Source organism: Embleya sp. NBC_00888 (assembly GCF_045207655.1).
Classification (GTDB): domain Bacteria; phylum Actinomycetota; class Actinomycetes; order Streptomycetales; family Streptomycetaceae; genus Embleya.
Genome location: NZ_CP108784.1, coordinates 6,888,040 through 6,911,395 on the forward strand (window position 1 = coordinate 6,888,040; position 23,356 = coordinate 6,911,395).

Annotated in this window: 9 protein-coding genes and 1 rRNA gene; 7 read left to right on the top strand and 3 right to left on the bottom strand. The window is 69.1% G+C overall.

Annotated features, from left to right (window positions below; all coding sequences use genetic code 11):
- The first annotated feature begins 13 nt into the window (after positions 1-13).
- Genes OG948_RS29220 through OG948_RS29230 form a run of 3 tightly spaced genes read left to right on the top strand, consistent with a single transcriptional unit; the run spans position 14 to position 1,831 of the window.
- Positions 14-1,090 carry a hypothetical protein gene (locus OG948_RS29220; protein ID WP_406299313.1) on the top strand — a complete coding sequence of 359 codons (1,077 nt, stop codon included), beginning with the start codon at positions 14-16 and terminating at the stop codon, positions 1,088-1,090.
- 51 nt (positions 1,091-1,141) lie between these two features.
- Positions 1,142-1,453, top strand: coding sequence for a hypothetical protein (locus tag OG948_RS29225; RefSeq protein ID WP_395859348.1), 312 nt, complete (start codon positions 1,142-1,144; stop codon positions 1,451-1,453).
- A 51-nt stretch (positions 1,454-1,504) separates the two neighbouring features.
- The gene (locus tag OG948_RS29230; RefSeq protein ID WP_406299314.1) at positions 1,505-1,831 is read left to right on the top strand and encodes a hypothetical protein; all 327 of its coding nucleotides are present in this window, start codon (positions 1,505-1,507) and stop codon (positions 1,829-1,831) included.
- Between the two features lie 74 nt (positions 1,832-1,905).
- On the opposite strand, the gene OG948_RS29235 is transcribed toward OG948_RS29230, so the two are convergent.
- Entirely contained in the window at positions 1,906-6,462 is a 4,557-nt protein-coding gene (locus OG948_RS29235; protein WP_406299315.1) for an FtsK/SpoIIIE domain-containing protein, read from the bottom strand.
- Positions 6,463-9,735: 3,273 nt separating this feature from the next.
- Positions 9,736-10,791, bottom strand: a complete 1,056-nt coding sequence (locus tag OG948_RS29240) for an O-antigen ligase family protein (protein ID WP_406299316.1) — start codon at positions 10,789-10,791, stop codon at positions 9,736-9,738.
- Between the two features lie 98 nt (positions 10,792-10,889).
- On the opposite strand from OG948_RS29240, the gene OG948_RS29245 reads away from it, so the two are divergent.
- The gene (locus tag OG948_RS29245; RefSeq protein ID WP_406299317.1) at positions 10,890-11,513 is read left to right on the top strand and encodes an acetyltransferase; all 624 of its coding nucleotides are present in this window, start codon (positions 10,890-10,892) and stop codon (positions 11,511-11,513) included.
- On the opposite strand, the gene OG948_RS29250 is transcribed toward OG948_RS29245, so the two are convergent.
- On the bottom strand, positions 11,506-12,441 hold the full coding sequence (locus tag OG948_RS29250) for an NAD-dependent epimerase/dehydratase family protein (protein ID WP_406299318.1): 936 nt from the start codon (positions 12,439-12,441) through the stop codon (positions 11,506-11,508). The two genes, OG948_RS29245 and OG948_RS29250, sit on opposite strands and share 8 nt — an antisense overlap.
- A gap of 271 nt (positions 12,442-12,712) precedes the next feature.
- Here OG948_RS29250 and OG948_RS29255 point away from each other — a divergent pair, with 271 nt between their 5' ends.
- From OG948_RS29255 to OG948_RS29265, 3 genes are all read left to right on the top strand, one after another.
- Positions 12,713-15,904, top strand: a complete 3,192-nt coding sequence (locus OG948_RS29255; protein WP_406299319.1) for a DUF4082 domain-containing protein — start codon at positions 12,713-12,715, stop codon at positions 15,902-15,904.
- Between the two features lie 222 nt (positions 15,905-16,126).
- Positions 16,127-20,875, top strand: a complete 4,749-nt coding sequence (locus tag OG948_RS29260; RefSeq protein WP_406299320.1) for a DUF4082 domain-containing protein — start codon at positions 16,127-16,129, stop codon at positions 20,873-20,875.
- Positions 20,876-21,601: 726 nt separating this feature from the next.
- Positions 21,602-23,125, top strand: a 16S ribosomal RNA gene (locus OG948_RS29265).
- The last annotated feature ends 231 nt before the right edge of the window (positions 23,126-23,356 follow it).

A 23,356-nucleotide genomic window follows, 5' to 3' on the forward strand; every position in this document is an offset into this window, starting at 1 on the left:
TAGCGAGGCATCCGTGATCGAGGTCGGATCACCCGGCGTCGGGTCCGTCGTGTATCCCAGCTTTTTCAACGTCGTGGCATCGACATTGCGTGGCATGGGCCCTCCGGGCGGTTCGTACGCGTCGGATGTCGCTGCTCGCGTGATGGATGTCGCACTCGCGGCACGGATATCGGGACCGTTGTCGGTGCGGCTCTTTATTCTCCGGCAATCTTGTCCGATGATGAGACGCGGCGCCAGTGTTCGGGCCGCAGAGCTCGCCCAGAGCCGTCGAATGGAGCTCCCTTTGCCCGATATCTCCCTGGATTACACCGAGCTTCGCAAAATGGCGAGTGTGTTGACACTGCTCGCCAATACCTTCCGGGACGACGCGTCGAAGTTCCGTACCTATGGTTCCGGAGTACCCGGGCAGCACGGTACCGTTCCGGCGAAGGACATCGGTGGAGTGGCCGCTCCGCTCGGTTCCTTCTACACGGCCTGGTCGTTTCCGATGGGCAAGGCCGTGGACGGCCTGGAGGCGCTTTCCAAACTCCTCGGCTATGTCGCGGACGGCGCGGAGGCATGGGACGACGGCGTCGCGGCGCAATTCGCCGCGACACCGGGACGTAATCCGCTGAATCGCTGGCTGGAACAAAAGAAGACCTGGGAGGAATGGCTCAAGACCCACCCGGACGGAAAGCCCAAGGAAGGCGAGACGGCACCCCCGCAACCGAGCGCCGAACCGCCCCTGCACTACACCGGCACCGACAAGAACGGCGTCACGACCGAGGTCACGGTCAAGGTCGACGCGAACTACGACGTCACCGAGCAGACGGTGACCATCACCGACCACGGCAGCACCTACACCGAGCACACCACGTACGGCGCGGGTGGCGCCTACGACACCGTCACCACCGGCCGAGACGGCTCGGTGACCACGGAAAAGGTCACGGTCGACGGCTCGGGTCGGGGCACCAAGACGGTCACCGACAAGGACGGCACGACGGTCTACACCACCCCGAACGTCAACGACCCGAAGGCCGAATGGACCAAGGTCGTCAAGGACCCGCCGGCGCACCGTCCACCGATCGGTGGCGGGCGTCGCGAGATGTAGCGCCCGCGGATTGTTTCGAAAGCGTCACCACATGCCGGCGAAGGAGTTTCCATGCCCAGCGACTTCAAGATCACCTACGATCAGGTGCGGACCGCCCAGCTCGAAATGACACGGGTATCCGAGGCGGCCGTCCTGGAAATCCGCCGGCTCCAGGGAAAGGTCGACGGATTGCTCAAGCCCGGTTCCGGCCTGTGGCTCAAGCTCAGCAGCGAGGAACTCAACACCAAATACAAGACGCTGAGCACGGACCTGGAAAAGGCAATCTTTACGATCGGCACATTCTCCGGTCAATTCGACAAGATTGTCGAGGCGGCACGGAAGCTCGACGAATCGATGAAGGCTGCTCTCCAGAAGTCGGCCTGAGCATATCGATCATCCCGGATACATCACCCCTCCACCTCGGAACGGATTGACATGACCACTCCCTTGGGCACGGATGTCGACGTCAATATCGCGGAGGTCCAACTGGTCTCCGACGACATGGTGCAAAGCGCGGCCAACACGCAGACCGCATTGAAGAGTCTGCGAACCACCGTGACGGCGCTGCTGAACCCCGACGGTGGCCTTTATCTGCGGAAGACCAGCCCGCAGATGACCCAGTCCTATGACGAGCTGACCAACTCGCTCGACAAGGCGATGGTTTCGATCAAGCAGTTCAGCGACACCTTCCAGGTCGTCGTGAACAATTTGCGGAGCCTGGACGGCGAGGACGTCCCGCCGCCGGCTCCGCACAACGCCTGACCCGACCCGGGAATCCCGATTCCCCGCGGTGTCCCCGGGAACCGCGTGACCATCCGCACCGCGCCCCATCGCCATCACTCGGCGGTGGGGCGCAGGTGCGTCTCGGGCACGAGCACCGGAGCCAGGAAGCCCTTGCGGTCCCGGATCCAGGCATGCCCGATCCGCAGCGGCTGACGGACCCGCTCGGTGGGCAGCCGGGCGCCGATCAGATCACCCTCCCCACCCAACTGCGGCGACAGCAGGATGCCCTGCCGGTTGCGCCGGACATCGCCCAACCACCCGCTGAGCGACTGCAACAACGTCTCGGCGGTGGCCGCGTACGCCAACCCGACGCCCCGGTCGCGACCCGAACCGATCACCTCGCGCAGCGCGTACCCGACCATCGACCCCATGTCCGACAACAGATCCGCGTCGTCGATCAACACCACCGCCGGACCGGTCAGGTCCTCGACCGCGGCCGTGGTCCGCGAGCCGTCCGAGTCCGCGCCCTCGACCAGCGTGACCAACGGGTGCGCGCGCAACAGCCGCAGCGGCGAATCGCGCGGCGTGATCGCCACCACCCGGGTCCCGCTCGCCAACAGCGACACCGCCATCGTGGCGAGCGTGTTGCTGCGCCCACTGCCGGGCGGTCCGACCACCGCGAACGTGTGCTGCGCGTCCCCGAAATCCGCGCCCACCGCGCCCACCGCGTCCCCGCCGATCCCCAACAGCGCCCACAGCGGACGCCGTTGTGCCGGCGTCACCGCCTCGTACGCCTCGGCGAAGGTGATCGAGGTGGGCAACGCGGCCAGCTCGAACGGCCGGCGCACCGCGTCCACCGCCTTGTCCCGCTCGCGCGCGTCCGCCGCGATCCGACGCAGCGCCTCGACCTGCTCGCGCCCGCTCTCGCCCGGAGCCAACAGGCACACCTGCGCCTCGGTCCACGACCCCGACACCAGGATCCGCCCGGGCGGCATCGAACCGGGGATCGCGGTACGCGGCACGCCCGCCCCCGAGTACTCGGCCCGATCGGCCAACCGCAACAGCACCATGTCGTCGTTGACCGAGGACAACCGCCCGTTGATCAACGCCCGTTCCGAGGTCATCACCAGGTGGATGCCCGCCGCCGCGCCCTCGCGCAACAACCGCACCACCTCGTTCATCACCCGACCGTCGTCGTACTCGTACAACGTCGGCGCCAGTGGGTCCCACCCGTCGATCAACAGGAACACATGCGCCGGACACGCCTGCGCGTCGCCCGCCCGCAACTCGGTCAGACTCGCGCACGCGTGCCGGGACAACAGCTCCTGACGCACGCTCAGCTCCTCGCCGAGCCGCGAGATCAGCCGGTCGATCCGACTCAGGTCGTTGCGCGGCACCACCGTGCCGCAGTGCGGCAGGTCCGCCAGCGCGGCCAGTGCGCCACCACCCGCGTCGATCGCCTGGATGTGCACGACCCCGCAGGAGTGCCTCTCGGCCAGCGCCGCCGCCATCGTGCGCAACAGTTGGCTGCGTCCGGTACGCGGCGCGCCCACCACGAAAAGATGGCCGAACGTGCTCGGATCCAGCAACACCGCCTTGCGCGCCTGCAGATGCGGCACGTCCTCCATCGCCCACGCGACCGGCTCCAGCGCACCCGGCGCCCGATCGGCGGCGGGCGCGGGTTCGGGCAACTCGTCCGGCAACACCCGATGCGGCAGCGGGTCCAACCACGGACTCGGCGGCTTGGCGAAGTCCGGGAGCACCGCGGCCGCGGCCGAGATGGCGGTGACCAACTCCTTGAGGTCGGTGGTCGGTTCGGCGTCGCCCACCTGCGGCTGCGGGTCCACCTCCGGCTCGGCGGCGGGCGGACGCGGGCGACCCAACCGGCTCCAGGACAACACCGAGGTCTGCGGCCGGACCACCTCCGGTGCGACCGGGAGCGGGCGGACCGGCTCCGGGACGGCCTTGGTGTCCACCCGCTCGGTGCCCGCGTACGCGGTCTGGAACGGGATCACCGTGTGATGCGAGGTACGCGCCAACGCCCGGCCCGGGGTGGCCGACGAGATGGCCACCGCGTCCTTGGTGTCGATCACGTCCGAGCTCTCGCCGGCGTCGGTCACCCGCAACGCGATCCGCAGGTTGGTGTTGGCCCGGATGTCGGCCGTGATCACCCCGGCCGGACGCTGCGTGGCGAGCACCATGTGGATGCCCAGCGAACGCCCGCGCTGGGCGATGCCGACCAGACCCGGGATGAAGTCCGGCACCTCGCGCACCAGTGTCGCGAACTCGTCCACGATCAGCAGCAGTCGAGGCAGCGCGGGCAACTGCGCGTCGCGCAGCCGCTTGCCCCGGTACTCCGCGTGGTCCTTCGCGCCGACCATCGCCAACAACAACTCGCGACGCGTGAGTTCGGCACCGAGCGAGGCCATCGCACGGTGTACGAGCTGGGCGTCCAGGTCGGTGACCATGCCGAGCGTGTGCGGGAGTTCGACGCAGTCCTTGAACGCGCTGCCGCCCTTGTAGTCCACCAGCACGAAGGTCAACTCGTCCGGGCGGTTCGCCGCCGCCAGCGCGGCCACGAACGACTGCAACAGCTCCGACTTGCCGGACCCGGTGGTGCCCGCGATCAGCGCGTGCGGACCGTCCAGGACCAGGTCGAAGGAGACCGGCCCGTCGTAGCCGACGCCGAGCGCCACCCGGGTCGACGCGGGCCGGCGCCGCCACCGCTCGCCGATCACGGCCGGGTCCGGCGGATCCAGCGCCAACAACCGCGGCAACAACACCTGATCCGGCAACGCGCCCTCGTCCGGTGAGGTGACATCGCGCACCGGCGCCAGCGCCCGGGCGATCGCGTCGCACCACCCGACGGTCGGCAGGTCCGGCCGTACGTCGGTCACGGTCGGCGCGCCGTGCCGGCGCACCGTGGCCACCGGCCCGCGCGCCGCCGACGCGTCGTCCACACCGATCACCGCCGTGCACTCCTGGGGCAGGAAGCGCTCCTCGGAATCCACACAGATCGAGAACACCCGCACCTGCGGGCCCTCCTGCAACACCTGCGTCATGCCCGGGATCTCGCGCAACCGGCGCGCGCCGTCCACCACCAGCACCACATCCGGCTCGGCGAACACCGCGTTGCGCAACAACGTCTCGGCCGCGGCCTTGCGCGCGCGCACCACCTGAACCAACTCGGCGACACGAGCCGCGATCGTCTCCGGATCACTGCCGATCAACACCTCGGGCCCGCCGCGCACCGTGCCGCGCGCGTGCGGCAACCAGGCCAACCACCCCCACGCGTCGGCGCCGGCCGCCCCGGTCAACAGCCGTACCTGCACGTCCCGGGGGCTGTGCATGATCGCCGCCTGCGCGACCAGCCAACCCGCCATCCGCAGCGCGGGCCCGTTCGGCCCCGCCACCCCGAGCACACCCTGCTGAGGCAGATCCACCGCCGTGGGCACATCCGGCACGGTCCAATGCGCGCGCCGATCCAGCGACTCCGCATCGGAATCCTCGACCTCGTTGAGCGACGTGTGCGCCGACGTACCCACCCGCAACACGAGGTGGTCGGGGTCCACCCGCCGCCGCTCCCAAAGCCGTTGCCCCGGCCCGGTCGCGAACTGTCCGGTCACCGACGGATCCGGGATCGCGTCGACCCGCCCCTGCCGCTCCACCTCGGTGCTCGCCGCGACATCCGCGAGCACCTCGGCCTTGCGGATCCGGTACGCGGCCAAATCCTTGACGAACTGCTTGCGCCCGCTGCGCCGCGAGGAGATCCAGTTGGCCAACGCCATGATCGGGCTGAAGATCGCGAAGATCAGGAAGAAGTACGAATGGAAGATCTTGACCATGACCAGGCCGAGCAACATCGGCGCGAGTGTGATCAACATCGGGAACGGCTGCCTGAAGTTGCCGCGCGGCCGGGTCGGGATCCGGAACCGCCCGCCCTTGACCGGCTCGACGATTCGCGGCGGCCGGTTGAAGTCCAGCCCGGCGCCGTCCGCCGACGGCACGATGTCCGCGCCCGCGTCGAACGGCGCGGCGGTGCGCAGCAATGCCGGACCCACGGTCAGGCCCAGCCCGAGTTCCCACTCGACCTCGCCGACGATCGGCCGCTCGGGATGCGGCGGCGGCTCGTCGGCGAACTCCCGGTCCTTCGGGTCGATCGGCCGCGCGGGTGTGTCCTCCTTGGTCCGGTACACCCGCCCCAGCCGGATCTCGCTGCCGGGCGGCACCGCGACCCGGACCGCGCCGGACGGCCCGACGGTGACCCGGATCCCGTGCGCCGGCACGCCGGGCTCGTCGATCCGGATCGCACACCCGGGATCCGCGCCGATGTCGTAAGTGCCCATCGGCAACGGCCAGATCCGTCCCGCGCCCGGGCCCGCCGCGAGATGCACCTCGACGAGCGGCGGGTCGGGGTGTGCGTCCGTCGAGTCGGCGGAGACCGGGCCGAGGGTGAGTTCGCTGCCCTCACGGATGCCGCACACCGACAACACGGCGTCGTGGTCGAGCACGGTGTCGGCCAGACGACAGGGCACACCGGGCGCGCCCAGGTCGTGCGTGTCGGCGAGGTGTTCGAGGAGTTCGCCGACGGTGGTCCCGGAATCCGCCTCGATCACGATCGAGTCCCGCCGACTCCGCGCGGGCTCGGACACGGTGATGGTCAGTCGCATGCGATCGCCTCCAGGGGAACGCGGACGGCGGTCACAACCGCTCACCCAGGCCGGGAACGTGCTCCGGGTCGGGACGAGCGGGAACTGCGGGGTGGGGCGGGTCGGCGGGGTCGGTCGGGGTGGTCGAGATGGGCCGGGCGGCGGATGTGGCCGGGACGGTCGGGTCGGTCGGATCGGCTGTGTGGGTGGCATCGGCCGGGTCGCGTGGGGGAGCGGTGGCGGGTGGCTCGGTGCGGATGGGCGGGGTGGTGGGCGTGATGGGGTCGGCCGGTCCTGCCGGCCCCGCCGGGTCGGCGGGGCCGGCCGGGTCGGCGGGGCCGGCCGGGGTGCGCGGGAGTGTGGAGGTGGGCGCTTCGGTTGGTGGAGCCGGGTTGCCCGAGTGAGCCGCGCGCGCCGGGTCTGCGGGATCCGCCGCCGGGTGGGTCGGCGGAGCGGGGTCGGTCGGATCAGGCCCATCCGTCGGGTCGGCGATGTTCGCTGCGCCGGGCCGGCCTGCCGCGCCTGCCGTCTCCGCCTGGTGGCTGGTCGGGGCCGCCGGGGCGGCGGAGCCGGGCGGGGCGGTTCGGGGAGCGGGGATGTTGTCGGTCGGAGCCTGGGTGTGGCGTGCGGAGGCGAACGCCGGCGATCGGCGAGGAGGGGTGGCCGGAGCGGAGGGAGCGGATCCCGGGGATGCGGATCCCGGGGATGCGGATCCCGGGGATGCGGATCCCGGGGATGCGGCGGACTCCGAGGGTGTCGATGTGGGGCCGGTGGGCGCGGGAGCCGGTACGGCTGCCTGCCGGGTGGACTCGGGAGCGGGTGTGGTGGGCGAGGTCGCGGCATCGGACCGGGGCGGCCTCGGAACTCCGGTCCGGGACGCGGCGGATGCGGTTGCCGACGCCGACGCCGACGCCGACGCCGGCCCGGACCCGGATGCCGGTACAGGCCCCGACGCGGTGGCCGGAGATGAGTCGGGCCCGGTCACGGTGCCGGACGACCCGCCGGACCTGCCCGCCCCGGCGCTGCGCGGTCCGGACGCCGTGGCAGCCCCCGCCGAGGCGGATTCGCCGGCGACGCCCGGTCCGTGGGATACGGGAGGCCCACCCGCAGCCGAGCCGCTCGCGTTCGCCGGACCGCCGGCCGAGAGGTCCGCAGCAGATGCGTTCGCGGCCGAGTTCCCCCGGTTCGTGACGACCACGGGCGAGTCGCCCGTGCCCGCCGTGCCGCCCGCGCTCGGCGCGCGCGCGGGTGTGGCTCGCGCGCTCGCCCCGCCGGCAGCCGAAGCACGCGTGGCTGTCGTACTCGTAGCGGTAGCGGTAGCGGTAGCGGTAGCGGTAGCCGTAGTTGTACCGATCACTCCTGCGGCAGCCGAGGCTCGCGCGTTCGGCGCGCCGGCAGCCGACGCTCCTGCCGCCCGCGTACTCCCGGGCGAGCCGTGCGCATTCCCCACGCCGGCAGTCGCCGCTCCCGGCCTCGCGTCTGCCCCCGGGATCGAGGTCCGTGTGTTCGTCGCAGCGGCAGCCGACCCGTCCGCGCTCGCCCCGCCCGCGCCGGCCGCCCCCGGCAGGGTCGCCCCCGGCAAGGCCGCAGCCGGGTTCGGTGGCGTCGGGCTCGGGGGAAGCGATGCCGAGGGGGTCGGGTGTCCGGAGCGGACCACTCGCGCGACCGCGCGGGCCAGGCCCGCCGTCTCGACCGGGCCCAGGCCGTCCGCAGCGGGCAGGACCCCGAACGCGTCCGGCCGCAGCGCCAGGCGACGCCCCCGCACGTCCCCGAGCACGAGCATCCGCCGCGTCCGGCCCCGGGTGAATGCCGCGAGCTCGTCCTCGTGTTCGGGTTCGGGCTCCGCGCAGACCAGGACCCGCACCCCGGGATCGGCGCACAACTCGCCCGGCGTACGGCCCGCGAAGCCCGGATGCACACCCCGAGCCACCCCGACCGAACCAGCCGGCAAACGCCGCGCCAGTTGCGCGGTCAGCGCGTGCCCCAGGTCCCGACCGGAGGCCGGATCTCCGGTCACCGCGACGACCGGTGCCACCGCCGACAGATCCAACAGCACGACACCCGAGTCCAGCAACCCGACCACGACCGGCAGCGCCGCCTCCGCATCCGGCGCCGCCGAATCCGGTACTCCCGGACCCGCCGCCCCCGGACTCGGTGCCGCCGCGCCCAGTTCGGCCACCGAGGCCGACCAAAGCAGGGGATCCTCCGGGTCCGCCGACCAAGGCCCCGTCACCTCGGGGGACTTGGCGGCGGCGAGCCGCACCGACACCCGCTCGTCCGCCAGGACCACGGCCCAGGGCTCGACGCCCGCCGACCTCGCCCGCGCCACCGCGCGCGTCGCGAGATCGAACGTCTCGGGCGTACCCAGGTACCGGGTCAGCGTGGCCACTCCGCGTCGATCCCGTCGCCAGGCGACGAACGGTGCGGCGAACGCCCGCCCCGTCGCCACGATCTGCTGCCACAATCCGCGGAACAACCCACGCGGCCCGGCCCGGCGGGCGAGCACCCGCAGCAACACCACGACAAGGACCACGAGTTCGAGCAGAGCCAGCCAGGCGATGCCCCGGTTGCCGCTCCAGAAGTCCGCGCCGAATGGATTCGCGGCCGTTGTGCTGCTGATCGTGCCCTCCCGAAGAACAGGTGATACCGAGGCCACCCGGAGATCAGTGAGCATTGAAGCAGTCGCGCAGCGTATTCGAAAGGCCTGCGGCGATATTCGGGAAAGGGCTTTCCGGAAGCATCCGTCACCGTTTCGGGGGAGGGAAGGACGTTGGCGAACCGCATCGACCCCATGGTCGCCCGGGCCCATGTCCACCTGGTGAAAGGGCTGTGACCTGCGCATACGGCGAGATGCCCAGGGCTCGTTCACACCTGCGCGGCAGCGGCCCCCCGGACCGCCCGTCCCGCTTTCCTCATTCTCTGGAAAATCCCGCAACGAACTCGAAACGGGATTCCGGCAATCCTGCACGCGGATCGACAAACCTGCGAATCGACGTGACATTCCCCTTGCCTGGGAAATATGTGCGCCCGTGTTGCGGCGATTCCACAAAATAGACGCGGAGTCGCCCGCGCGACACGGATCTGAGCATCATCTGAGGTTTCGCTTGCACGAACGCATGTAAATGGGCGCAAGCAGAGCAAATCGCCCCAAGTGCCGTATTACGCCCGAAGATGCCAACCCGGCGCCCTGCAACCCCGCGCGGTCCGCCCCGCGACTCCGCCCCGCAACCCCGCGGGGCCCGCCCCGCGACTCCGCCCCGCAACCCCGCTCCGCGACTCCGCTCCGCAACCCCGCTACAACACCCCGCGCTCCAAGCGCGCCCGCAATTCCGGATCCGGACTCGCCGTCGCCGCCCCGGCCAACAGCCCGACCGCCACCAACACCACCGGAAATTCGGCCACGTAGTCCATCGAGGCCTGCACGACGAACGCCGTCAACGTCGCCGTGCCCACCACGACCACCGCGACCGGCTGCGGCGAACGCCACAACCGGACGTACGTCCACCCCACCAGCGCGACCAGACACAGTGCGCCGGGTACCCCCTGCTCGGCGCCCTGGCGCAGCCACAACGAGTGCGCCGACCGCGCATCCGCGTCCGCGCTCGCGGTCGGACTGTTCGTCACGAACATGCCCGGACCGGTCCCGCGCAGCGGGTACCTCTTCGTCAGATCCACGGCGTCGGACCACAGTTGCACCCGACGCTCGGTCAGACCCGCCTCGGCGGCACCCTCCAGGCCGCCCGTGCGGCTGCCGAGCACCCCCAACACCACGGTGCCCAAAGCCACTCCGAGTACGCACACCGCCGACACCACCACGACCGTGCCCTTGCGATACACCACCGCCGACAACAACGCGGTCAGCAGCACGGCCAACGCGCCGACCGCCGCCGCCACCGAGCGCGTCGCGAATGCCGCGAGTACCAACAACCCGGCCAATACCAGGATTTCGCCCCGCCGCCGATCGGACGCGACGACCAGTGCGGCCAGACACGCGGCGCCCACCGCCTGCGCCACCAACGCGCCGTCGGCGTTCCCGTACTCCAACGGCGGCGCCGTGGCGTCCCCGCTCAACGCGCCGGGCCACAACACCAGCAGCGCCGTCACCCCGCCGGCCACCAGTGCCGGCGCCAATAACGCGGAACGCGCGCCCAGCACCCGCCCCAGCACATAGCCCCCGACCGCGGCCAACAGCGCGAACAGATACGCCTCCGGCTCACCGGCCCGATTCGCCGCCGCCGCCAACGCCCACATCGCGGTCGCCGCGACCACGGCCGTGCCCAACAGGTCCAATCGGGACAGATACCGCGCCGAACCCCGGACCCGATGGTCGCCTTCCCGGTCAGTACTCACAGCACAATCCGCTTCCGCTCGAGGATCCGGACCACCCGTACCGCGCCCGCGTGCGCGGGCGCCCCATCCCGGCCGCCCGGCGATGCCAGGATGTCCCCATGCCGCTCTACATCTGCGGGGCCGGCGGCGTCGGCCGCGAAGCCCTCGACGCCGCCATCGCCGCCACGCTCACCGTCACCGCGTTCCTCGACGACGCCCGAGCCGGCGAGAAGGTGCGCGGCCTGCCGGTGCTGCGCCCGACCGACGTCGACGCCGGCGACTACCTGGTCGGCATCGCCGCGCCCGACGCGCGCGCCCGACTCACCCGCCTGCTCGACGAACGCGGCCTGCACGCGGTCACCCTCGTACACCCGCGCGCGGTCATCTCGCCGGAGACCGCGATCGCCGCCGGCTGCCTGATCCAGGCCAACGCGCACGTCTCCAGCAGCGTCACCCTGGGCCCGCACGCACAGGTCCACTACAACGCCACCATCGGACACGACGCCGTGCTGGACGCGCGCAGCACCGTGTACCCGGGCGCGAACATCTCCGGCAACGTGCACCTGGGCGAGGACGCCACCGTCGGCAGCAACGCCGTGGTCCTGCAAGGGCTGACCGTCGGCCCCGGCGCCTTCGTCGGTGCGGGCGCCGTGGTCACGCGCGACGTACCGGCGGGCACGACCGTGGTGGGCTCGCCGGCCCGCCCGCTGCGCCCGCGCGAGGACGCGGACCGGCTCAGTTGAGCCGAGACCGGAACCACGCGACCGTCTGCGCGAGTCCCTCGCGCAGTTCGACCGGCTCGGCGGTCGGGAACAACGCGCGCAGCCGCGACCCGTCCGCCTGCGAGTCCCGCACGTCGCCCGGCCGAGGCGGCGCGTGCTCGACCTCCACCGGATGCCCGAGCACCTCCGTCAACAAGGCGATCAGCGCGTTCAGCGAAGTCCGCGAACCGAACGCCAGGTTGACCGGGATGTCGGAGACCACCCGGCGCAACACCGCGTCGATGAGCACGGCGCATACGCTGCCGATGTTGGTGAAGTCGCGCGTCTGTTCGCCGTCGCCCTGCACGGACAGCGGTCGACCGGCCAACGCCGCGTCCACGAACCGGGGAATCACCGCCGCGTAGGCGTGATCGGCCGGCTGACCGGGCCCGAACACGTTGAAGAAGCGGAACGGCAGCACCGGCAGGTCGTAGCAGTTGCCGTAGGCGATCAGATACGACTCGGTGGCCAACTTGCTGACCGCGTACGGACTCAGCGGCGCGGTGCGCATGTCCTCGCGCTTGGGCAACTCGCGATTCGCTCCGTACACCGACGACGAGGACGCGGCCACCACATGGATGTCGCCCGCCCGCCGTGCCGCCTCGAGCACCTCCAGGGTGCCGGTCGCGTTGGCGTGATGGCTGGCCAGCGGCGCCTCCACCGAGCGCGGCACCGACGGCAACGCCGCCAGGTGCACCACCGCGTCCGCGCCGGCGAACGCGCGATCGAGCAACTCCGGCTCCAGGATCGACCCCTGATGGAACGTCACCTTCAAGCCGTCCAGGCTCGCGAGCGACCCCGTGGAAAGGTCGTCGACCACGTGCACGTCGCGCACGACGTCGTGGTCCTGCAACGCGGCGGCCAGATTCGAGCCGATGAAACCGGCACCGCCGGTGATCACTACCTTCACAAAGTCCCCCCGGACCATCGTGCGGAACCATCCCCGCCAGGGCCTGTGTTTCGAACTCCCCCAAGTCCGATCCGAGGCCGACCCGCCCCCGGTTCCCGCACTGTACCCACGGCCCGCTTCACGAGAGGGCAAAACCCGGACAACAGGCCGGAACGTGCGCCACACTTTCCCCTATCTCGGACCCGGGACACCGCCCCGGGCACCGATACCGGGGTGGGGGACACTCATGAAATTGCCCAGACCACGGCTGCGCAGAGCGACGATTCCGACATTGTTCGCTTTACTGCTGGCGCTGACCGTCGCGGCACCGAATACACCCGAGGCCGCCGCGGGGCCGTGTGACGCACCCGTTGCGAACGCGGTTGCCTGCGAGAACACCAAGACCGGCAACCCGCGGACCGAATGGGACATCAGCGGTGCCGGCAGCAACGCCATTCAAGGCTTCTCCACCGACATCAGCGTCAACGCCGGTGGCCAGATCAAGTTCAAGATCGACACGTCCGCAAGCTCCTACCGCATCGACATCTACCGACTCGGTTGGTACAACGGCAACGGCGCTCGCAAGGTCTACACGATCCCGGCGTCGGCGGTCACGCCGCGGCAACAGTCCAACTGCGACACCGACAACCTGGTGACCGGACTGATCGACTGCTCCAACTGGACCGACTCCGCGTCCTGGACCGTGCCCGCGGACGCGGTATCCGGCTACTACATCGCCAAACCCACGCGTACCGACGGCTCATCGGGCGCGAGCCACATCCCGTTCGTGGTCCGCAACGACGCGTCGCACTCGGCGATGTTCATGCAGGCGTCCGACACCACCTGGCAGGCGTACAACGCCTACGGCGGCAACGACCTGTACACCGGGCAGCCGGTGGGCCGGGCGTACAAGGTCAGTTACAACCGACCCTTCACCACCCGTGCGGACAACCCCGGGGACTCGCTGTTCAACGCCGAGTTCGCGATGCTGCGCTTCCTGGAACGCAACGGCTACGACGTCACCTACACGACCGGCGTGGACAGCGACCGACGCGGCCAACTGATCAAGAACCACAAGGTCTTCCTGTCGGTGGGGCACGACGAGTACTGGTCCGGCACCCAACGCGCCAATGTCGAGGCGGCCCGCGACGCGGGGGTCAACCTCGCCTTCTTCTCCGGCAACGAGATCTTCTGGAAGACCCGTTGGGAGAACGGCGGGATCAACGGCAACGGCCCCGATCACCGCAACCTGGTCTCGTACAAGGACACCCACGCCAACGAGTCGATCGACCCGCTCGGCCCGGCCATGTGGACCGGCACCTGGCGCGACCCGCGATTCTCACCGCCCGGCGACGGCGGCCGACCGGAGAACAGCCTCAGCGGCACCATCTTCACGGTCAACTGCTGTACGACCGACATGAACGCCAACGGCGCCGACGGCCGCCTTCGCCTGTGGCGGAACACCCGCCTCGCCACCCTCGGCCTCACCGCACAGACCACACTCGGAAGCGGAACCCTCGGCTACGAATGGGACTCCGATCTGGACAACGGCTCCCGTCCCGCGGGCCTGATCCGGCTCTCGACCACGGTCAAGTCCGGCATGTCCGTGATCCAGGACCAGGGTTCGACCTACGCCGACGGCAGCTCGACGCACAGCCTGACGCTCTACCGCGCACCCAGCGGCGCCCTCGTCTTCGGCGCGGGCACCATCCAGTGGGCCTGGGGTCTGGACGTATACCGGGTCGGCGCCAACGGCACCGTGGACACCGCGATGCAGCAGGCCACCATCAACCTGTTCGCCGACATGGGCGTGCAGCCCGGCACGCTGATGGCCGGCATGGTCGCGGCCACGGCGAGCACCGACACCACCCGGCCCACCTCGACCATCACCGCGCCGACCAACGGCGGTAGCCTGCCCGCCAATTCCAACGTGACGATCACCGGCACCGCGACCGACATCGGCGGCAAGGTCGGCGGCGTCGAGGTCTCGGTGGACAACGGCGCCACCTGGCACCCGGCCACCACCGGTCGGGAGAACTGGACCTACGTCTTCACCACCGGCGCCGGCGGCTCGATCACCATCAAGACCCGGGCCACCGACGACAGCGCGCGCACCGAGATCCCGTCCGCGGGCGTCACGGTCACCTTCGGCGGGCCACCACAACCGGTGAACTGCCCATGCACGCTGTGGACGCCGACCGACCAGCCCTCGTCCGGCCCGGATCCGGACACCGCCGCCACCGAACTGGGCGTCAAATTCCAGCCCGACCGGGCCGGTTTCATCAACGGCATCCGGTTCTGGAAGAACGCCGAGAACACCGGCACACACACCGGGACCCTGTGGTCCGCGTCCGGCAGCCCCCTGGCCACCGCGCCGTTCACCGGCGAAACCGCTTCCGGATGGCAACAGGTGACATTCGCCCAGCCCGTGCCGGTCACCGCCGGAACCACCTATGTCGCGTCGTACCAGGCGCCCAACGGCAGGTACTCCGCCGACCAGGGCGGCCTGACCAACGCGCACATCCGCGGTCCGCTCACCGCACCGGCGAGCAACACGTCCGGCGGCAACGGCGTCTACCGCTACGGCACCGGATTCCCGACCTCGACCTGGAACGACAGCAATTTCTGGGTCGACCCGGTGTTCACCACCTCGAACACCACGCCGACCGGCCCCGCGCCGGTGGTCACCGCGACCGCCCCGGTGAGCGGGGCGACGCTCGCCCCGGTCGGCGGCAACATCACCGCGACCTTCGACCTCGCGGTCCAGCCCGCGACGATCGTGTGGTCGGTCACCAAGGCGGACAACAGCACCGTCGCCGGCACCGCGAGCTACAACGCCGCGACCCGGGTCGCGACCTTCGACCCGACCGTCGACCTGGCCGCCGGCACGACGTACACGGTGTCCCTCACCGGCGCGCAAACCGCAGAGGGCACCACGATGGCCGCCAAGACGTGGTCCTTCACCACGGCGGGCAGCACGCCGCCGCCCACCTGCAACCCGTCCTGCACGATCTGGCCCGCCACCGCGACGCCCGCCGTGCTCCAGGACAGCGACACCACCGGCATCGAACTCGGCGTCAAATTCAGCAGCACGATGCCGGGTAGGGTATCCGGCTTGCGGTTCTACAAGGGCGCCGGCAACACCGGCACGCACACCGGAACGCTCTGGTCCGGCACGGGCACCCTCCTCACCAGCGCGGTCTTCGGCAGTGAGACAGCCTCCGGATGGCAACAGGTGAACTTCACCCAACCGGTCGTCATCGCGGCCAACACCACCTACGTGGCCTCGTACTTCGCCCCGGTGGGCCGGTACTCCTCCACGGACGGCGGGTTGACCGCGGCGGCCGGCACCGGACCCGTCAAGGCCGCCGCATCCGGCACCGTCGGCGGCAACGGCGTGTACGCCTACGGCGCAAGCGGGTTCCCGACCGACACATGGAACGACAGCAACTACTGGGTGGACGTCGTCTTCACCACCAACTAGCCGCGGCAGCCGGTCGCGGCAACATCGAACACCGAACGCCCGGTACCCGGCACCGAACCCGATCGAGTCACCACCATCGACCGGGCACACCCCGCGAGCCGGCCGCCGGCGGCACCGATCCGCCGGCGGCCGGCCCCGGGGCGAGCGCGGCGGCCCGGACTCCCCGCGCCGCCCGCCCCGAACCACGAACCGACCGTCATGCCATTGAGGAGCACCAACTCGATGAAGGCTGCCCGCGCCAGAACCAGATCGGGTCACCGACAACGCAGAGGAACGTGGACGAGCATCGCGTTCGCCGCGATCGGTGCGTTGCTGTTCACCCTGTTCGCACCGATCACCGCGGCCCAGGCCGCGCCATGCAGTCTGTGCTCGCTGTTCGCCGGCGCCATCCCGAACGGCGCCGTGACCGACACCGACGCGGTGGCCGTCGAACTGGGCGTGCGCTTCAAGCCCGACAGCAACGGCACCATCACCGAGATCAAGTTCTGGAAGGACGCCGGCAACACCGGCACCCACACCGGCCGGATCTGGGACACCGCCACCGGCACCGCGACCTCGGTGACCTTCATCGCGGAATCCGCGTCCGGCTGGCAGACCGCGACCTTCGCAAGTCCCGTCGCGGTCACCGCCGGACACACCTACATCGCCTCCTACGTGGCACCGGTCGGCCGCTACACCGTCACCGACAACTACTTCGCGTCGGACCGCACCGTCGAACAACTCGTCGCCCCCGCCAGCAACGGCAACCAAGGCAACGGCGTCTACACCTACAACCCCGGCGGCGGCATGCCGACCGACTCCTACCAGGCCGGCAACTACTGGGTGGACGTCTCCTTCGTCCCCGGCGCCGACACCACACCGCCCACGGTCACCCAGACCACCCCCGCCGCGAACGCCACCGGAGTGGCCACCGCCGCGCCGCTGTCGGTGACCTTCAACGAGCCCGTACAGCCCGCCACCATCCAGTGGGCGGTCAACCAGACCGGCGGCCCGGCCGTCGCCGGCACCGCGACGTACAGCGGCAACACGGCGACGTTCCAGCCCTCCGCGCCACTGGCCGTGTCCACGGGCCACACCGTCACGGTGACCGGCGCCAAGGACGCCGCCGGCAACACCATGGCCACCAAGTCCTGGTCGTTCACCAGCGGCACCGGCACCAGCCAGTCCGTGGAGACCAACATCTGGACCGGCCCGGTCAGCCCGAACACGCCGAACCAGACCGACAACAACAGCGTCGAGGTCGGCGTCAAGTTCCGCACCACCACCGACGGCCAGATCAAGTCGATCAAGTTCTGGAAGCTCACCGGCAGCACCGGCCCGTACGCGGTCAGCCTGTGGGACAAGAACACCCAGACCCGCCTGGCCACCGTGCCCAACGTCAGCCGCACCGGCAGCGGTTGGCAGACCGTCGACCTGCCCACCCCGATCACCGTGCACGCCGGCGTCACCTACGTCGCCTCCTACTTCGCGCCCAACGGCAACTACCCGGCCAACACCGGCTCGTTCTCCCAGCCCGTCGGCAACTCGCTGATCACGGCCCTGGCCGACGGCGTCGACGGCGGCAACGGCGTCTACAAGTACAACGCGGGCAGCATCTACCCGACGGACAGCTGGAACGGCAGCAACTACTGGGTGGACGTGGTCTTCAGCACCAACGCCGAGGACACCGTCGCCCCCGCGGTCACCGGCCAGTCGCCGATGCCGAACGCCAACGGCGTGCTCTCCGGCGTGCAACCCTCGGTGACCTTCAGCGAATCGCTCAAGCCCACCGGCCTGAGCTTCGCCCTCAAGCGCAACGGCACGGCCGTACCCGCCGAACTCGAACTCGACAACCCGACCACGCCGACCCAGCTCACCCTCAAACCGAACGCCGAACTCGCCTACGGCACGCCGTACACACTCACCGTGAGCGGCGTCAAGGACCAGTCCGACAACGCGATGCCGGACACGACCTGGACCTTTACCACCGGCCAGGCCCCGCCCACACCACCGTGCGACGCGCCCAACACCGGCCCCATCCTGGTGATCAAGGCCGACTCGAACCCGTTCAGTTGCTACTACACCGAGATTCTGCGCAGCGAGGGCCTCAACTCGTTCGCGGTCAAGGACGCGAGCGCGGTCAACGCCGCGGTGCTCGGCGGCTACACCACCGTCGTCCTCGGCGACTTCGCCCCCTCGGCACAACTGGTCACCGACCTCACCACCTGGGTCAACGGCGGCGGCAACCTGATCGCGATGCACCCGCGCGCCGCCCTGGCCGGCCTGCTCGGCCTCGGCACATCCGGCGGCTTCCAGGCCAACCAGTACATGAAGGTGGACAGCGGCACCGCCGCCGGCGCCGGCATCTACAGCCAGCAGAGCATGCAGTACCACGGGCCGGCCGACGTCTGGACGGTCCCCGGCGGCGCCGGCACGGTCCGGGTCGCGGACCTGTACACCCGCACCGGTACCACCCCGCTCGGCCCCGCCGTGACCACCCGCTCCGTGGGCAGCGGCACCGCGTCCGCGTTCACCTACGACCTGGCCCGCTCGATCGTGCAGACCCGCCAGGGCAACCCGGCCCAGGCCGGCGTCGAGAACGACAACTTCTCCGACAGCGGCGGCCCGCTGATGCGTGCCGACGACATGTTCTACCCGGACTGGATCGACCTGAGCCGGGTCCAGATCCCGCAGGCCGACGAGCAGCAGCGCCTGTTCGCCAACCTGATCGAACTCGGCAACCGGGCCAAGGCCCCGATCCCGAGGACCTGGTACCTGCCCGGCAACGCCGCCACCGCGGCACCCGACCTGCTCAAGGTCGTGATGGTCTCCACCGGCGACAACCACGGCCAGAACCTCAGCGACATGCAGGGCAGGGTCACCCGCTACAACAACAACAGCTCCGACCCGGCCTGCTCGAGCCCGATCGCCGCACTGCGTGACGCCGCGGTACGGAACTGGAAGTGCATGCGCGGCACCATCTACGTCTGGGGCCCGGGACCACAGGGCACCCAGGCGCCGTCGGTGTCCGACGTGCAGAACTGGACCGCGCAGGGCTTCGAGATCGCCCGACACGTCGACCAGAACGGCAGCTGCCCGCAGCTTCGCGCCGGCGCCTCCCAGACGGACATCAACGCCGGACTCGGTGCGGTGTACGAGAACAGCCTCGACGACTTCACCCGCTACGCCCCGCTGAAGCCCACCACCAACCGGACACACTGTCTGACCTGGCCCGACTGGAGCTCGAACGCCTCGATCGCCCGGGCCAAGGGAATCCGGCTCGACACGAACTACTACTACATGCCGGATTACTGGAAGAACACGTGGGGCGGGCCGCTCATGAAGGCGAGCCCCGGATTCTTCACCGGTTCCGGCTTCCCGATGCGATTCACCGACCCGAGTGGTCAGATGATCGACATCTACCAGGGCACCACCCAGATCAACGACGAATTCCAACAGGTCTACCCGGACACGTTCGACCAGCTCGTCAACGGCGCCAACAACGACGGCTTCTACGGCGCGTTCGTGATGAACAACCACACGGACTCGGCGAACGCCAACGGCGGCGTCGGCAACGTGGGCCAGCTCGACATCGAACAGGCCCTGATCGCGTCGGCCAAGGCGAAGAACGTCCCGATCGTCTCCGCCAAACAATTGCTGGACTGGACCGACGCCCGGAACGCGTCCACCATCACCGGCCTCAACCGGGTCGGCAACACGGTCACCTTCACGGTCAACCAGAACGCGGCCGCGACGAACCTGATGACGATGTTGCCGACCACCGGCTCCGGCGGCACCACCCTCACGGGCCTCTCCCGAGGCGGCTCCGCGGTCACCTTCCAGAAGACCACCGTCAAGGGCATCGAGTACGCCGTCTTCGACGGGACCTCCGGCGCGTACACGGCGACCTACGCCAACGCGGTGGCGCCGCTGATCGCCGAGGCCAAGGCGGCCCCGGCCGCCGACGGCTCGGGCACGCTGACCTGGACGACCGACGTGCCCTCGACCACGGAGATGCAGCTCGGTACCAAGCCGGACCAGATGCCGATCACCCACAAGAGCGTGGAGACCGCGGGCGAGCACAAGATCGCCCTGGGCGCGCTCAAGCCCGACACCACCTACTACTACCGACTCACCTCGGAGAACGTGAAGGGCGAGCGCACGGTCTGGCCCGCCCCGAACGCGAAGCCCGCGGAGTTCCGCACGCCCAAGGCCGACCGCAAGGCGCCGGTGATCAGCGACGTCTCGGTCAAGACCTGGCCCGACGGCAGCGCCGACCTGACCTGGAAGACGGACAAGCCCACGACCACCTCGGTCCTGCTGGGCGACAACCCGAACTCGGTCCGACCGGTGTACGCGGACCGGAAGCAGTCCACCACCGAGCACCACGCCAAGCTCGGCCACCTCGGCGCCGGCAGCACGTACGCGTTCCGCCTCGCGGGCGTCGACGCGGCCGGGAACGAGGGAACCTGGACGGGCGGCAGCGACAGGAAGAAGGACACCGCGCGTCTGGTGATGCCCAGGCCGGGTGTCGCCGAGACGGGCGCGTTCGACTTCACCAACGGCACCGTCTCCGGGGGAGCGGTGAGCGGTGACCGCCCGGACGCCCTCACCCTGGACAAGGCCCCGACCGGTACGTACGTGTCGAAAGCCTTGGACGCCGGCCGGATGGTGACGTGGCTGGCCGGCGATTGGCAGGCCGAGATCCCCAAGGGCACGACGCTGCGGGTATCGGTGCGGACCGGAACGACGGCGGTTCCGGACGCGAGCTGGACCGCATGGAAGGACCTGTCCCGACCGGGCGACACCGTGGGGACCGCGTCGCGTTTCCTGCAATACAAGGTGGAGCTCACCGGCGACGGGCGCGCATTGCCCACCCTCAAGGGCATCGGCTTCACCCACGACGGCAAGGTCACGACCACGCCGCCGGTGACCGAGGCGGGACCGAACACGGTGCCGGGCCCGAACCCCGTGACGGGGAAGGGGCGTTGATCCTCGGCTGAGCCCGCAGGGGCGGTACGAGCGGCCGGGCCCGGAACGATTTGGAGCTCCGGGCCCGGCCGTGTACTGTTGCGAAGTCCGCCCGGGAGGCGAGCAAATCCATGATCACCGATTAGGTGATCGGGAATGCGCTCCGCTAAAGTCTGCGGACATCGCCAAATGCCTCGGAGAATGTGAATTCCCGATGCCCGAAGCGATGGGCGGAGCAGGCCGGAAGGGCTGCTAAGCTCGAAGAGCCGGAAGCCGGGAAACGAAAGTTTCGTAGGCCGAAAGCAACGGACGAAAAGCGGGTCGGAAGATCTGCTAGAGTCCGGGAGGCGGAAAACGCGGAAACGCGGTGGAAGCTGAAAGCGAGGAAAGCGAAGCCGCCGAAACGGTGTGCTAGGCTGGAAACGCGAAAGCGAAACACGGAAAACGAAAAACTGAAACATCTTGAACGTTAAACGCCCGGAGGGCGCGGTTGACTCCGCACCGAAGGAAGTGTCCGTTCCTTGAGAACTCAACAGCGTGCCAAAAGTCAACGCCAAAGAAACACCCCCGGCGCTTGAAGCCCCGTCACATGGCGGTGTGTGGAGAGTGTTGGTGGTTCCTTTGAAGAAAATCCTGGGTTCCGTCAGTGGGCCCAGGTCACAGCAAGGACGCCGGCGACATACCCGGACTATTCCTTCGGGAGAGTCGCCGCTCACTTATTGTGTTCCACCGGATTACCGGTGAACATCAATGGAGAGTTTGATCCTGGCTCAGGACGAACGCTGGCGGCGTGCTTAACACATGCAAGTCGAACGCTGAAGCCCTTCGGGGTGGATGAGTGGCGAACGGGTGAGTAACACGTGGGCAACCTGCCCTGCACTCTGGGATAACTTCGGGAAACCGGAGCTAATACCGGATAACATCCTCCTCCGCATGGTGGGGGGTTGAAAGTTCCGGCGGTGCAGGATGGGCCCGCGGCCTATCAGCTTGTTGGTGGGGTAGTGGCCTACCAAGGCGACGACGGGTAGCCGGCCTGAGAGGGCGACCGGCCACACTGGGACTGAGACACGGCCCAGACTCCTACGGGAGGCAGCAGTGGGGAATATTGCGCAATGGGCGAAAGCCTGACGCAGCGACGCCGCGTGAGGGATGACGGCCTTCGGGTTGTAAACCTCTTTCAGCAGGGAAGAAGCGAAAGTGACGGTACCTGCAGAAGAAGCACCGGCTAACTACGTGCCAGCAGCCGCGGTAATACGTAGGGTGCGAGCGTTGTCCGGAATTATTGGGCGTAAAGAGCTCGTAGGCGGCCTGTCGCGTCGGATGTGAAAACTCGGGGCTTAACCCCGAGCCTGCATTCGATACGGGCAGGCTAGAGTTCGGCAGGGGAGACTGGAATTCCTGGTGTAGCGGTGAAATGCGCAGATATCAGGAGGAACACCGGTGGCGAAGGCGGGTCTCTGGGCCGATACTGACGCTGAGGAGCGAAAGCGTGGGGAGCGAACAGGATTAGATACCCTGGTAGTCCACGCCGTAAACGTTGGGAACTAGGTGTGGGCGACATTCCACGTCGTCCGTGCCGCAGCTAACGCATTAAGTTCCCCGCCTGGGGAGTACGGCCGCAAGGCTAAAACTCAAAGGAATTGACGGGGGCCCGCACAAGAGGCGGAGCATGTGGCTTAATTCGACGCAACGCGAAGAACCTTACCAAGGCTTGACATACACCGGAAACATCTGGAGACAGGTGCCCCTTTTGGTCGGTGTACAGGTGGTGCATGGCTGTCGTCAGCTCGTGTCGTGAGATGTTGGGTTAAGTCCCGCAACGAGCGCAACCCTCGTTCTGTGTTGCCAGCATGCCCTTCGGGGTGATGGGGACTCACAGGAGACTGCCGGGGTCAACTCGGAGGAAGGTGGGGACGACGTCAAGTCATCATGCCCCTTATGTCTTGGGCTGCACACGTGCTACAATGGCCGGTACAATGAGCTGCGATACCGCGAGGTGGAGCGAATCTCAAAAAGCCGGTCTCAGTTCGGATCGGGGTCTGCAACTCGACCCCGTGAAGTCGGAGTCTCTAGTAATCGCAGATCAGCATTGCTGCGGTGAATACGTTCCCGGGCCTTGTACACACCGCCCGTCACGTCACGAAAGTCGGTAACACCCGAAGCCGGTGGCCCAACTCGCAAGAGGGGGAGCCGTCGAAGGTGGGACCAGCGATTGGGACGAAGTCGTAACAAGGTAGCCGTACCGGAAGGTGCGGCTGGATCACCTCCTTTCTAAGGAGCACATAGCCCGCTTCGATCGCATGTATCGAAGGGGTTGCTCATGGGTGGAACGTTGACTATTCGGTGGGATCTTTCAAAGATCTTCGTGAGTACTGCTCTTCGGGGCGTGGAAAGCGCGGGTCGGTCGGAGGCTTCCGCCGGGCACGTTGTTGGGTCCTGAGGGAACGGGCCCGGCCCCACAGCCTGTTGGCTGTTGGGGCTGGTCTGTTGTCTCGGGAGGGT

Excerpts from the sequence above, each read along its gene's own strand:
- OG948_RS29225 (WP_395859348.1), top strand. The coding sequence starts at position 1,142 with ATGCCCAGCGACTTCAAGATCACCTACGATCAGGTGCGGACCGCCCAG.
- OG948_RS29245 (WP_406299317.1), top strand. The coding sequence starts at position 10,890 with ATGCCGCTCTACATCTGCGGGGCCGGCGGCGTCGGCCGCGAAGCCCTC.
- OG948_RS29230 (WP_406299314.1), top strand. The coding sequence starts at position 1,505 with ATGACCACTCCCTTGGGCACGGATGTCGACGTCAATATCGCGGAGGTC.
- OG948_RS29260 (WP_406299320.1), top strand. The coding sequence starts at position 16,127 with ATGAAGGCTGCCCGCGCCAGAACCAGATCGGGTCACCGACAACGCAGA.
- OG948_RS29235 (WP_406299315.1), bottom strand. The coding sequence starts at position 6,462 with ATGCGACTGACCATCACCGTGTCCGAGCCCGCGCGGAGTCGGCGGGAC.